Here is a 13568-nt window from a genome sequence, read left to right on the forward strand (position 1 = left end):
TTTCTCCGTATAGGTATGGCAAGGCCGCGTTTAGTGGTAGTTGCGGCCTTCGGTGGCGTCATCCAGGGCCCGGAGTCCACGATTGGACAATCGCTGCTCGTCGTCCTTGTCAGCGAACCGTGGCGCGACCGCCAGCGCGAATGGCTCCCCCGGCCCCAGCACCACTTGATATTCCCCGTCGCCATCCTGATGCTCAATCGATATCCGTCCGTGCTCGTCGGTGATGCCATCCTCGATCTTGGTGCTGCCTTTGTAGAGCGTATAGGGAACGTGGGCGTAGTGTCCACCTGCGGCGTGCGCCTGTACGGTTTGATGCAGCTGGCCGCTCGCTGGCTTGGCCGGCGCTTCGGGCGCCGGCTGGGGCCGATTCTTCGGCGCCAAGGTCTCCAGATTGCCGTGGAAGAGGGTGGGTGAGGAGGTGAACACCTGCACCTTGTCGCCGATCTCGATCATGCAGTTCGATCCATGCAGGCGCACGCCCTGCTTGCCACGCACATTTACCCAGTCCGCTTGACTGATCAGGTTCAGCACCTTGTTGGCGATAATCTCGACTTCATCGGTCTGCGCCTCGACGGTGGCCTTTCCCGCCGCGGCGATCAGCTTCATGCCTGCTTTGCGCACGAATAGCCGGAAGGTGTGGCCGATGCTGGCAAACAACCCGTCGCCCGCAGCCAGCGACATGTTTCGCCCCGCCGTCAAAGCGGTGTGTTCGCCGCTGGCGATATGCGTCGATTGCGCGGTCGTTGCCTCGATTCCCGCCGGGCTTGCCAGCACAAGGTGGGCGGCCGAAAGTTCGGGGAAGTCGCCGCCGCTGCCCTTGATCGCGTCCGATTGCACGTCGAGGGCGCTGGCGACGCTGCCTTGCTGCCCCGGACCTTCTTGGGCGCGATGTTGAACGGCTTCATCGGCCAGGGTGCGGTGCAACTCGCCGGCCGTGGCGAGCCGCCGCGCCGTCTCGTGCAGGTCCTTGATGTGCGAAGCCGCGTCCGGCCTGGCCTCGGTCGTGACCAGCATGCCCCGGGCCGCACGCAAGGCGCCATGGCCATCGGTACGCAGCTCCCAGCCTTCGCCGCGCTCGTCTTTGCGGCCAAGGTGGTCATTGATGCGACTAATGTGGCCGAGCGCAAGCAGGCTATGGAGATGGTCGCTTTTCAGTTGTGCCTGTATTCTTCCGGGAGTGTCGTCGAGTAGCACATGGTTCCCTCGCTGAGCATTGCCAAGTTCGCTGCTACGCAGTCCCGCCAAGGCCTGCTGGCCCGGCAGATCCCATGGTGGCGGATTGACGGTGTTGTGGACCACCCCAATGACGATCGGGTAGTCCATATTCCCTTCGAGGAATTGAACCACAACCTCTTGCCTGACGCGAGGCAGGCCGCTCTGACCCAGATAGCCGCCCGCCATCGGCATCATGACCCTCACCCATGCCGAGCTGTTCTGGTTGTATTTGCCGCGCCGGTCCCAATGAAATTGCAATTTGATGCGGTTCAGATCGTCAGTGTAGAGCTCTTCGCCGTCCGGTCCAGTGACGATCGCCGTCTGAACGCCGGCAAAGACCACCGGATCGCTGTTGAAGCCGCGGCACGGACGCCAGCGCACCTCCTTGCGCACGCATCTAAATCTGTTCGCGTAGTGCGACACCGCCTCCCGGCCGGCCTGATAATTATTGCTCGCCTCATGGTCGACCCGTAATATCAGGTATTCGCGCTCGGCGATGCTGGGCCGTGGCCCCTCGCCAGGGGCTGCGGGTTTGGCGACGGCGCTGAAGTGGCCGTCGAGTTGGAATAGTCTGCCCGCTTGTGCCGTCCTGTCGTTGCCCGACGCCTCGAAGTATTGCGTGTTGGCGTCTCGCGCGTCCATTCTTTGCTGCGCCAGGCGCTCGCCGTCCTGGCTGTTTTTGTAACCATAGGCGCCGGTGTTTTCGGCCCATTCCAGCGCCGGTACGTCGCCTTGGCGATTGCGGGAGTAGGCGTTGCTGTGCTGCGCGCTGGGTTGCTTGTAGTTGAAACTGCTTAAAACCATCGAGCCGGAGCCGACGCGCCGTACCGCCTGCCATTCGACCACGCCGTCACCTTCGATAGAACCGGACTGCGCGCGGAACGGCATCAAGCCTCCATCGTTGCCGTAGCCGGTGGCGTCGGTCGCTTGTGAAAGGGTGCTGTCGTCGCCGAGCCACAGCACGTGACCGTCGGCGCCGTGCTCGTACCAGTAGTGAAGGCCGTGCGCCTCCCAGCGCCGGTGAAGGTGGTTATAGTCGGTTTCGTTGTACTGGTTGGCGCAACTGAGCTTGGGATAGTCATTGAATAGGCAGGTCTTCCAGTCGTGCTGGTCGTATTGCGCCAGCGTCTCCTCGGTCAGTTCAATAACGCTGCGATTGATAAAGGAGACGCTGTCCTGGCGTAGTTTGCTAAACGCCAGCCAAGGTTCCAGCCGCATCTGGTAGAAGGCGAAGCCGCCGTCGGTGCGCTCATGGCGGAACTCGGTGACGTAGCCGTTGAAATAGCGCAGCGACCCATCGTCACGCACCAGTGTCACGGTGACCATGCGCGCCATCATGGCTTTGAGCGGAATGCGGGCGTCGTCGGAAAGCACTTCGACATCGAAACAGAAGTCGCGCGATATTTCTTCGCGCGCTTTGATGCTGTTGGCCAGCATAACGGTTCCCGCCGGGCCGTCGTCGCGGGGGAAATGCATGCGCAACAGTCGATTGTTTTGAGATTCCAGGCCGAGCGCCGACAGCGCCAGAGTATCGATGCTTTTGCCAAGTTGTGACATACCAATCTCCTCGGAGCGTGCGTTACTTTTTTGGGACGGGGCGGTTGATATCGACCGGCGCGTCGTCCATCAAATGCCAAGTGATGTCGGTGGCCGGAATGTCGAGCCACCAGTCGGCTTTCGGCTGCGGGAATGGCTGTCCGGCGACCACCCATGCCTGGCGCCAGTGCTGGTTGACGGCGCCGGCCATGGGGTGGTTCGCCGGCAGCCACGGTTGCCAGGTGCCGGTTTTCGAACACGTCTCGTTCGCGCCGAGGCTCAGTAATGGTTGAGGACGTGGCACATGGCGGATCAAATGCATCGGCGCTCGCGGTTCCACCACGTCTTCGGCATGCCAGGCGGTGACCCAATATTCCCAGGTGACCTCCGGGATGAGGGTCTCCGGCTTGGTGTCATCGATGAAAAATCGGCTGAACGGCTCGTTTTGTTTGTACAAGCCCGGCTGGATCGGCCTATGCTGATTATCGGCGACCGGCACCTTGGCGGCGGTCAGCGGACGCCAGTAGCCCTCGTATGGCGCGCGCGGCGCCTGGGTCGTGATGTCGGTCTTACGTAACACCAACTCGGGTGGTACGAAAAAGCGCGAGCTGTTTGGTGGGATGACCGGGATGTTGAGTGAAGCGACGGGCGTGACGCCCATGGCGGCGCGCACCAGGGTGTCGCGGTCGCCGTTCCAGGGGGGCAGCGTCGCTGGCGGGAGCGGCAGCACTTTGTCCAAGTTCGGAAAGCGCCGGTCGCTGTCGAAGAAGAGTGCGTCACCTAAGAGTGCGTAGCGTTCGGCACGTGCCCTGTCAATGAATGGGGCCAGCATTTCTGCCATACTTCTAGGGTGGCCGAACTCAAGGGACAACTTGTTCGCGCAGTTCTCACAGCCAAGTTTTGCGCCTTGGTGTAGAACCAGAAAAGCCAGTTCTCTCTCTTTTTTCGTCGATTCGCGTAAAGGTGGGATCTGAAGTTTCAACGCGAGAAAATAGCCTGCGTCACCGTTGCCTTGGCCAACTGAACAGGTCAGCATCTGCAGCGCGACCGGCCTGTTTGCCCAATAGGCCGCCGCTGGGTTGTCCTCCGCTGCGCCCATATTTTTCCCTAGAAACGCCATCGCGTCCGGATTTCCCATCAATGCGGCTTTTTGCCACAGGGCGTAAGCGCGCGTATAGTCGCCCCTTACGCCCGTCGCGTTCTTGTAGTAGGTTCCCATTCTGTCATAGGCGGCGGGAACTCCCAGGTTCATGGCTTTCTCAACCAGTTCCACCGCATCGTTTTGGCCGTTCGCCGGGTCCGTTCCCTCCACGTAGTAACTGGCCAGGTTGAGCACCGCCTTCCAGTGGTTACGTTGGGCCGCAAGACGCGTGAAGTGGAGTATTTGTTGCGGGTTGCGATCCTGCAGCAATATTTGAGGGTTATCCAACGCCCGCGCTTGGAAAAACCAAGCTTCTCCCTGCGCATCGATAGGCGGGAGTTTGGACGCCTCGATGGCACAATCAAAAGAGGGCATGTGGGGGTTGAACAGCGGAAGGCTGCGTGAGCGCAACGGAATTTCTTCTGGATCGGTGGTCATGATGTGGCCCATTACGACGGATGTGATGATAATTGGCACTGCGGCCAGGGTCAGGTATAGGGAAGTGAGAGGGGCGCGGGGCATCTTTTAACCTATTCGCATGGTAGAACTGCGGTCATCAGCTAGCGGCAGCAGCAATCCGTTCATGCGTCGCTTACCTTTCTTTATTTCTAGGTTTGTGAGCATGCGTTCTGTCCATTGCCTGTAGGCTTCTCTGATTTCATCTCTGCGGCCAGCGCCACCGTTAATTTCGCCATCGCTATGACTTTCCCAAATCCGCTTACGCAGTTCACGGACCAATTGCGGATTGACGGTGGCGAGATTGATTTCACTGTCGACAGCCATGCTGCGCAGATTAAGGTTGGCGCTGCCGACGGTCATGAAGGTATCGTCAATCAGCATCAGTTTGGAATGGATGTAGACTTCGCGGTAGCGAAACTCACCACCGAGGCTGTCGCAGGCGTTCAGCATTGCGACCGACACCTTTAAGCCAAATTTCTTTTCGAGCGTCAATACCGTGGGCTTATCGATCGCGTTGGCATAGGCAACAACTTCGGCTAGCGCGCCGCGCCCCGGAACAGGATTGCCCATTGCGTCGTATTGTTGTGACTCCGCGAGCTCGTTCGCGTCCTTGATCATTTTTTCCTGCCCTGTCATGGTTCCCTGCTGACCGAGCACCGCCAAGGCGTCGTACGTGCGCGGGACCATTTGCTTCTTCTCCGGCAAAGGCACCACCACGAAAATGTGCATGACCGGCATGCTTTCGGCGTCCTTTCCCGCCTTCTTGCAGCCCAGGCTCCAACGTTCGGCGACCTTTCGTCGCGATTCAAGCAAGCGCCGCGACCAGTCCTCGTATTGAAAATACTGATTTTCGATGTACATGTAGCCGGCCGCCATGGTGGCGATATCGGTGGCCTGGAAATACACATCGCGGATGCTGGTATCCTGGTCTTCGGGCTGGGTGCGGATGACCTGGACGCTGCAATCGCCCGGCGACGCGGGACGCTTCAACGCCGCCGGGACGGTATCTTCCGCGTTGATCGCCGCGGCAAGGGCCATCGCGCGCTCCGGCGACTTGCCGTTGTTACCGGCTTTGTGCCACGCCGAGATGAAATTCTCGTGAACCGCGATGAGCGCGCCGCCGCCGTCGAGACGGCAGGCGTAATCCTGGAATGGCTTGAGCGTATCGAAGCCGCCCTGGACGCAGCGCTCGCGTTTTGCATCGTCGACGCGATGCGGCAGCCTGTCCCAGTAATCGGTGATCGAATTGAGGCCCATGATGTAGCCCACCGCTTTCGCGCCGTCGTTGTGCGCGTAGTCGATCACGATCGGCTTCTGGTGATGGCTGCCGAAGTTCTTCAAGATGCCGAACTCGATGGTTTTAGGCCGTACCGATGTCGTTTTTTCTGCATGCGTTTCCAGCGATTTGTTGGTCGCACCCGAATCGCAGTCGCGCACACGGACTTCGATGTTTTGGAACTGGTGGCTGAACGCGGCTTTGTACCATGTGAAGCAATACTCTTCCCGCGCCAGCAACGGCACGTCGTCTTCTTTCGCCAAATAAACCATGGGTTCGATGCACTGATCCCCCGTGATTTTTCTGTAGAGGGACTTCGGCTTTCGACGCTCGGCCATGACCATCGCGAGGCTATGCCTGGCGCCGATCTGCGATGCATATTTCGCGCTGATGTTCGGGTTCACGCACCATGGATGCAGGCCGTGACTGTGTCCCGGCATATTGAGGGGATTTGCCGGCGAGGCCACAGCGATCGCGTCATACCACACCAGCAATCTCACCTTCACGCCGCGCTTGCCGGCGGCAATCAGCAGATCGCCGTAAGTCTCGCCGCGCGGCCACGTGCCGCCATCGCCGCGCACCAGTTCCATGCCCGGATCGAAGCCCCAACAGCATATATCGACGCTCTTTTCCGCCAGTTTGATTTGCCCGGCGATGTCGGCAAAGCCTTCTTCCCCGCAGATGAACATGGTGAGCCGGTTGTTGTGGGTGATCGGATGGGTCGCATTGCCTTTCTGGTTGCGCATCTCCGCGAACCATTGCACCGTGCTAGTCGCAGTACGGGCAACCTCGTCGATGTGCGTGGTTTCCTTGCGTTTGATCGGGTCGGTCATGCAGATATCCTTGGCGCTGAGAATCGGCTACTATAGGATGCCGCACAAGCAGCGCGTTGAGCGGACGCAAACATAGCAATCGGCAATCGTCAGCTCGGCCGCAAGAGATAGCCGATGCTCTTGTGCCGACCGTTGCTGGAAGGGCCAAGCAGGAAGGTCTCCCATCCCAGTCGTTTGCCACTGCCGATGATCAACGGCGATACGCAGTCCGGCGTTAGCGATATCTCCACCTCATACTCCAATCCTTGCGTTGCAAACAGGGTGACCAGTTTGCTCAGCGCCGCTGTCGCGTCGCCCTTGGGGAGGAAACGTGTGAACTTGCTGGAATCAAGTGGGCCGATGACCAAGCGTAACCGTTTATCGTGCCGCCAGAGCCGGCTTCCCAGCGTGGCGCCGTAACCCAAGGAGGGGTTCTCGGTCCCGAGCGTGCTGCGCATGGGTGGTGGAATGGCATCCCAGCTCCCAACAAACTCTTGAACCTTCACAGGAACGTTAAAGTAGCCCTTGAGCACATTTGCAATGGCGCTGGCGGAGACCGGACGCATCCGCAGCAAGCCGGCATAGAAAGCCGCGACATCGGTGCTGAGTTCGCCACTGTGGAAGGGATTGCCTTGAACGCCCGCCAGTGCCAAGAGGCGCGGGAGCTGTGTGTCCACCCCCCGTACGTCGCGCGCATATTCGACGCGGTGCTTGCCCCAAGTCTGGCAATACAGCATCACCATCCGATTGGACAGGCTGTCGATGAATGCCTGCGCCGACTCGTCTTTGTCGCTCCAGTGCTGGGCGCCGATCCGTTGGGTGTAGTGGAAGGGCAGGGTGCCGCTCACGCCAAGAAAACCGATCACCGTGGGTGTGATGACCACGCAGGCGGGAACCTTGCCCGACAGCGATGCGGGCAAGTCGGTTAGGCGGCTCACGTCTGCGAGGTGTCCCTGGTCGCCACCGCTCACATGTAAGGATTCGATCTCGCTGGCGGGGAAGGCTTGCGCAAGACTGTTTTTGAAGCGCAGAACCTCTGTCATCGCTTGTTCATAGCCGACGCCACGCTGCCCCAGCCAGCGCAACAGCAGGCGTACTGCTTGGGACAACTGAAACCGATAAGGTTCCTCGGCCAATTGTTCGATCACGCCGGCTGCAGGGATCCGTTTCGTGGTCCGCATCGGATCAGCTCCTCTCCTGATTGCTGGGACAGCGCCACCAGGGTGACGAAGCTGTTGGCTTGCACGTACAGCGCAAGGAATTCGTTAATGACTTGGACGAACAGGTGGATGCCACTGCCGACATACGCGTCCTCGTCGAGTGTCAGGCGCACCTCGATCCCGTGGACCAGCGATGCGCCGCGTTTGTGGCGCATCCATGTTGTCGCCGGTGCGTGCGCCAGGCCGACAATGCCGCTGATCTGACGCACCGATACCGGCGACTGCCGCACGTCGTGCAACGCCAGCATTTCGCGGAAAGCAGGCAAGCCGTCCTGCATCAGCGCATGGTGGTTTAACGCCAGATGCGCGATCAGCCGCCAGTGCATGCCGGCCTCCTGTCCAAAGCGACAAGAGGGCGCGGGGCGTTGAAGCAGGCTTACCCGCGCGCCGTCGGCATCGTCGGCGATGTGCAGATCGCCCTCTGGCTGACCGTACTTCAACGAAGTGGGCAGATCGCGGTTGGTGCAGCTCAACTCAAGGGACAGACTGGCCTGCGCGGCAATCAAAGTTGACTGCCCATCGACCAATGTGATGCTGGTTTCGTGGCCCGGGCTGCATGCGGCCAAGGATTGGTCGCGTCGCGCCACCCAGTATCGCTGTTGGGTATCTACCGCCTCTCCGTGATGCAGCGAGTAGAACGGCTTTACCTCCGTCACGCCGCCACTGCGCGCAACGCGGTAGCGTACCGAATCGATCGAATAGACTTCAAAGTTGCGCGGTATCGTGGGATGTGCGAGCACCGGATAGTCGTACTTTGTGTGCGTCACCGCGATGGGCTCTCCGTGTTGCTCGAACAAATTGACAATGGGCGTACAGTGAAGACGGAGGTTGTTCGCCGACAGGCTGCACAGCAGGCGCGAGCTGCGCGAATCGTGCCGCAGGCCTGCGATGGCCAGATGTAGCGTGATTCTTTTCTGCCCGGGGGACAATTTCTTGATGAGGGCGGCCACGTCGATGTCGAAAAAGCCGAACTTCTCCGGAAAGGCGAAGTATTCGATCAGCAGGCGGTAAGCGGGATGGGAGCGGGCTGAAAAGGGGAGCAGCGCTTCTTCCTCGCAAAATCCGACAGGGGTGATCGGCACGTCCGCCAACGCGATCCAGTGGCCGTTGTCAGTCTCTATGTACGCAGCTGCCACATGCATGAACAGGGCGTCGCGCAACGCGGCGCAGAAGGACATCTCGCCGTCGATAAAGACCCTGAGTGGGGGAGGCGCCCCTGGCCCGATGGTCGCGCCGGCCTCGAATTCCATGCTGATGGCGGAGGTCGCGCCGCGCGGCGCGGTGACGCCTGCGGGGGGCGTCATCAAGGCGGCGAAGCTCGCTCTTGCGATTTGCAGGGTCGTATTTTCGATGGCATACGCGGTCTTGAACGTGCAGGGCGTGCCATGGATGAATGGAGAGAGCAGGCGTGTGTTTCGCGGTGCGAGAGGCGCCGTCCCCTGCATGCCACGCCTCTGGTCGTGGCGCTCGAATTTGGCGATCGCGCACGATGGAAAGGGCCGCAGGTAATGCGGCACAAGCGTTTCGAACAGCGCCTCGGTAAGCTTGGGGTAGTCGTCGTCCAGACGCTTGGAAATGCGCGCCGCCAGCAGGGCCGTCGACTGTATCAGTCGCTCAACGTGCGGGTCGGCGCAACTGTCGCCGTTCAAATGCAATTGCCCGGCCAGTTTCGGGAAGCGCGTGGCGAACTCCCGTCCCTGTCGCCGCAACAACACCAGCTCGCGTTCAAAATAGGGCAGCAAATCTTCCATCGTTTTCCTTTGACGACGCAGCGTCGAGAGCCGCAACGAAAGATCATTATCAGCGCCTTTCCTCTCGACAACTTGTTGTAACGCAAGAAGTTAGGCGACAGGATCGGCGACGCTTGGAGCTACGTACACAGCCACTTCGAGGATGATGATGAGCTTGCCACTAAAAGTTTTATGGACCGAGGGGCTGACACTGGGGCCGCAACAATTGCAGCAGCAGGATCGCTATCACGAAGCGCGCCTGCAACGCATCGCCTCCATGCTCAATCCCCATCTGTGGGGAGTGCGCGAGGTGCAGTGGAATGCGGATGCGCTGGCAAGTAATATGCTCAGCGCCGATGCGCTATCGTTGGTATTCCCGGACGGAGAAATCTACGAGGCGCCGCACGCGGATGCGTTGCCGATGCCGGTGGACCTGGCCGCGTTGCCGGCCGATGTGCAAGTTTTTACGTTTTACGCCGCGCTGCCGGCGTTCAAGGCACACGGAGGCAACCTGGGTGACGCCGACGTGGCGCGTTCCCAAGCGCGTTATCTCCCGGTCGACCGGGACATGCCCGACTTGTTCGGCGAGGCGCTGAGCACAGAGGTCAGCTGCTTGCGCAAAGCGGTGCATTTACTGTCTCACTTGGAGACGCGGGGCGACTATCTTAGTTTCCCGGTGGTGCGGATTGCACGCATGGTCAGCGGCGGCTTCGAGGTCGATCCAGGATTTTTCCCGCCCAGCGTGTCCATCCGGGCCTCTGCCGGGCTGTCGGTTGTGCTCGACGGCCTGTTAGCCAAACTGAGCGCTAAGATCGAGGCGCTGTACCAGCGACATCGGCAACCTTCCAAACATGTGGTCGAGGTACAGAGTGGAGATCTCGCCTCATTCTGGATGCTGCATGCCGTCAGCAGCGGTGCCGCCGGTTTGATTCATTTGGCGCGACAGCGGCAACATCATCCGGAACATTTTTTCGAGCAGCTGATGAAGTTTGCGGGAGGACTAATGGCGCTGTCGACCAAATACGCGCTGGCCGAGCTGCCGCAGTATGAACATGAAAACTCGGCGCCAGCGTTTCAACGGCTGAACCTCATCGTGCGCGACCTGCTTGATACCGTCATCTCGTCGAAGTATTTCACCATCCCCCTGTCGCAGGACGACGAGCAGCGCACCAGGCACTTCCGCGCGCCGCTCGATGCGTCCAAGATCGACGAACGCACACGCCTGGGCATTGCGGTCAACGCCGACGTTCCGGCGCTCGAGCTGGTGCAGATTGTGCCGTTGCGCTTCAAGATCGCCGGCCCCGACGATATCTCCGCGATCGTTAATTCCGCGCTGCGCGGTATCGAATTGGTGCATATGGCGCAAGTGCCATCGGCGGTTCCGGTACGCCCCAATACCTATTATTTTTCCATCGAACCGAAAGGCGCGCTGTATGAATCGATGATGAAATCACAAGCGATCACGATTTTCGTGCCACCGCAAGGATTCGACGGCCTGAAATTGGAACTGTTCGCCATTTCCGGTTGAATCGATTCGAGACACCACGACGAATCAGGCTTTGTCGGTACCGGACTTTTTCGGTTCCGGCGGCGTGTCCTTGGCGTTCAGCCCGTACGTATCCCAATCCTCGCCAAACAGCTCCACCGGATGCTGCGTGCGGTCCGAGCCGTTCCCGCAGATCATGTCGCTGGCGGCGCAATACTTGTCGCAGCCCCAGCAAATCAACTCCGGCTTGGCCGGGCGCAGCGGAAAGATTTTGGCCATGGCCGCCGCCTCACGCGTGGCGTAACAGGTCGCCGCTGCGGTCGAACGCCAGCAGCCGGTCCATCTGGCCGTTCTGGATCGCCGAGAGCATCTTGTTCAACGCCGCGTCGGTCTGCGGCGATGCTGCTGGCGCCGCCATTGGCCGCCGCCGTGGTCGACTGGCTGTTCCTGCCGCTGGCCGCGTGGCCGTTGTGGCGCGTGATGCGCCAATCCGGCAACAAGCGCAATTACTTCCTGGTTGTCCTGCTGGGTCTGATGGCGGTGGCCAACGGCGTGTTCCATGCGATCACACTGGGCTGGCTGGCGCTGACGCCGGTGGTGCCGGTGCAGGCGGCGATCCTGGTGATCGTCATCATGGAGACGGCCATCGGCACCCGCATCATCCCGATATTCACCCGCAACGGCGCGCCAGGCACCCCGCCGCTGGTGCAGCCCAAGCTCGACCGCGTGTCGATCGGCCTGGTGGCGGCCTCGGCGCTGGCGTGGGTGGCGGCGGCGCCTGCGTGGCTGTTCGCGCCGCTGGTGCTGGCGGCCGCCGCGCTGGTGCTGCTGCGCTTGTGGCGTTGGCAGGCGCTCCGCACGCTGTCGGTGCCGCTGCTGTGGATCATGCACCTGTCTTATGGGTGGATCGCGGTCGGCTTCGTGCTGCTCGCGCTGGCGAGCTGGCAACTGGCGAGCGCCAGCGCCGGGTTCCACGCGCTGGCGGTCGGATCGATGGCGGGACTGATGCTCGGTATGATGACGCGCACGACCCTGGGCCACACCGGACGTCCTCTCAAGGCGGGCCGCGCCGAGCGCGCGATGTTCGTGCTGATCCAGCTCAGCGCCTTGTCGCGCGTGCTGTCGGCGCTGGGCTGGGACAATGCGGCCGGGGCGCTGCTGCTGGTCAGTGCGGCCTGCTGGGCGGTCGCATTCGGGCTGCATGCGGCGGTCTACCGGCCCTATCTGGCCAACGCGCGGGTGGACGGAAAATCGGGCTAGATCGGCGCCGGCCGCCGATGCGGGCATAATGCGGTGTTACCCGCAACCAAGAGAATCACATGTCCGACTTGTTAATGCGCTTGAACGCCAATCCGCTGACCGGCGCGATCGCCAAGGCTGTCGGCCTGCCGAATCCCGTGCCGCTGGCGCGCGAGGCGGGCCCGTATGTGGAGCGGCCGTTCGATGGCAAGCGCGTTTTGTTGTGTCGCACCGCCGGCGGCTATGCCGCCGAGGCAATGGCGGCGGTCTTTGCCCGCGCCGGCACGGCAGCGTTGGACGCGCCGTCCATTGGCGCCGGGCCGCTCGATATTGTCGCGATGGACGCGACCGGTTGCGTGACGCCACAGGATTATCGGGGATTTTATGACGGTTTGCATCCCATCGTGCGGCAGTTGGCTCGCAATGCGCGGGTGCTGATACTGGCGGCCGATCCCGGCGAAGCGGCAACGCCGGTTGCCGCCGCCGTCGCCCGTGGCGTGGAGGGGTTCGTGCGCTCGCTGGCAAAAGAAGTCGGCGCAAAAGGTATTACGGTCAACCTCGGTTATGTGGCCCGCGACGCGCTCGACCGGCTCGACGGCCCGTTGCGCTTCTTCTGCGGCGCCCGCACCACTTATGTGACTGGGCAGGCGTTTTATCTCGGCGGCGGCGTCGCCGCTCCCTCCGGCATGCCGTCGACGCGGGTCTTGTCCGGCAAGATCGCGCTGGTGACAGGCGCCGCCAGGGGCATCGGCCTGGCCGTGCTGGAACGGCTGGCGCAAGAGGGCGCCACCGTCGTCGCGCTCGACGTGCCGGCCGCAGCGGAGGCGCTGCACGCGGCGTGCGAGCGGCATGCCGCCGTTCCCTTCCTGGCCGACATCGCGGCGCAGGACAGCGCCGAGCGTCTGGCCGACTTTTTGCTCGAACGCTTCGGCGGCATCGACATCGTGGTCCATAACGCCGGTATCACGCGCGACCGCACGCTGGCCAATATGCAGGCGCATTTCTGGGATCTGGTGGTGCAGGTCAACCTCGCCGCCGTGATGGCGATCGACCAGCGGTTGCTGGAAAGTGGGGTGCTGCGCGACGAGGGGCGCATCGTCTGCCTGTCGTCGGTCAGCGGTGTGGCGGGAAATTTCGGGCAGACCAACTATGCCGCGTCCAAGGCCGCGTTGATCGGTTATGTGGCTGCCCAGGCGCCGTTGCTGGCGGCGCGCGGCATCTGCATCAACGCCGTGGCGCCGGGCTTCATCGATACGCCGATGACCGACGCCATGCCCGTGGTCGTGCGGGAGATCGGCCGCCGCCTCAATTCGGTGAAACAGAGCGGACAGCCGCGCGATGTCGCCGAGCTGGTGGCCTTCCTGGCCACCCCGGGCGCGTTCGGCATCAGCGGCGCGACCCTGCGCGTTTGCGGGCAGGGCCTAATCGGGGCGTAGGCGGGGGGCGCGGCGACC

At 61.7% G+C, this 13568-nt stretch carries 10 protein-coding genes; 3 read left to right on the top strand and 7 right to left on the bottom strand.

All coding sequences use genetic code 11. The features are described 5' to 3' along the window. Nucleotides 1-30: 30 nt before the first annotated feature. The 5 genes from BMX85_RS11935 to tssF form a co-directional block, all read right to left on the bottom strand. On the bottom strand, nucleotides 31-2772 hold the full coding sequence (locus BMX85_RS11935) for a type VI secretion system Vgr family protein (RefSeq protein WP_090317812.1): 2742 nt from the start codon (nucleotides 2770-2772) through the stop codon (nucleotides 31-33). A 22-nt stretch (nucleotides 2773-2794) separates the two neighbouring features. Further along, the gene (locus BMX85_RS11940) at nucleotides 2795-4330 is read right to left on the bottom strand and encodes a tetratricopeptide repeat protein (protein ID WP_143067956.1); all 1536 of its coding nucleotides are present in this window, start codon (nucleotides 4328-4330) and stop codon (nucleotides 2795-2797) included. An 87-nt stretch (nucleotides 4331-4417) separates the two neighbouring features. Further along, nucleotides 4418-6460, bottom strand: coding sequence for a phospholipase D-like domain-containing protein (locus tag BMX85_RS11945; protein ID WP_090317818.1), 2043 nt, complete (start codon nucleotides 6458-6460; stop codon nucleotides 4418-4420). 89 nt (nucleotides 6461-6549) lie between these two features. Next, the gene (tssG, locus tag BMX85_RS11950) at nucleotides 6550-7620 is read right to left on the bottom strand and encodes a type VI secretion system baseplate subunit TssG (RefSeq protein ID WP_090317821.1); all 1071 of its coding nucleotides are present in this window, start codon (nucleotides 7618-7620) and stop codon (nucleotides 6550-6552) included. Then, nucleotides 7584-9410 (bottom strand): type VI secretion system baseplate subunit TssF, encoded by a 1827-nt coding sequence (gene tssF / locus BMX85_RS11955; protein WP_090319965.1) that lies wholly within the window; start codon nucleotides 9408-9410, stop codon nucleotides 7584-7586. Before tssF ends, tssG begins: the two co-directional genes overlap by 37 nt. A 148-nt stretch (nucleotides 9411-9558) precedes the next feature. Between tssF and tssK the strand changes: the two genes are divergently transcribed. Further along, on the top strand, nucleotides 9559-10917 hold the full coding sequence (gene tssK / locus BMX85_RS11960; RefSeq protein WP_090319967.1) for a type VI secretion system baseplate subunit TssK: 1359 nt from the start codon (nucleotides 9559-9561) through the stop codon (nucleotides 10915-10917). 24 nt (nucleotides 10918-10941) lie between these two features. On the opposite strand, the gene BMX85_RS11965 is transcribed toward tssK, so the two are convergent. Continuing rightward, nucleotides 10942-11154, bottom strand: coding sequence for a DUF3079 domain-containing protein (locus tag BMX85_RS11965; protein WP_090317824.1), 213 nt, complete (start codon nucleotides 11152-11154; stop codon nucleotides 10942-10944). A 10-nt stretch (nucleotides 11155-11164) separates the two neighbouring features. Next, nucleotides 11165-11293, bottom strand: a complete 129-nt coding sequence (locus BMX85_RS31305; RefSeq protein WP_255372381.1) for a hypothetical protein — start codon at nucleotides 11291-11293, stop codon at nucleotides 11165-11167. Here BMX85_RS31305 and BMX85_RS11970 point away from each other — a divergent pair. Together BMX85_RS11970 and BMX85_RS11975 are read left to right on the top strand one after the other, a co-directional pair. Then, nucleotides 11293-12135: an NnrS family protein gene (locus tag BMX85_RS11970; RefSeq protein ID WP_218147359.1), complete on the top strand. Its 843-nt coding sequence runs from the start codon at nucleotides 11293-11295 to the stop codon at nucleotides 12133-12135. The genes BMX85_RS31305 and BMX85_RS11970 overlap by 1 nt on opposite strands. 59 nt (nucleotides 12136-12194) lie before the next feature. Beyond that, nucleotides 12195-13550 (top strand): 3-oxoacyl-ACP reductase, encoded by a 1356-nt coding sequence (locus tag BMX85_RS11975; protein ID WP_090317831.1) that lies wholly within the window; start codon nucleotides 12195-12197, stop codon nucleotides 13548-13550. Nucleotides 13551-13568: the final 18 nt, after the last annotated feature.

The sequence above is a fragment of the Duganella sp. CF517 genome (genome assembly GCF_900110275.1).
GTDB lineage: Bacteria > Pseudomonadota > Gammaproteobacteria > Burkholderiales > Burkholderiaceae_D > Rugamonas.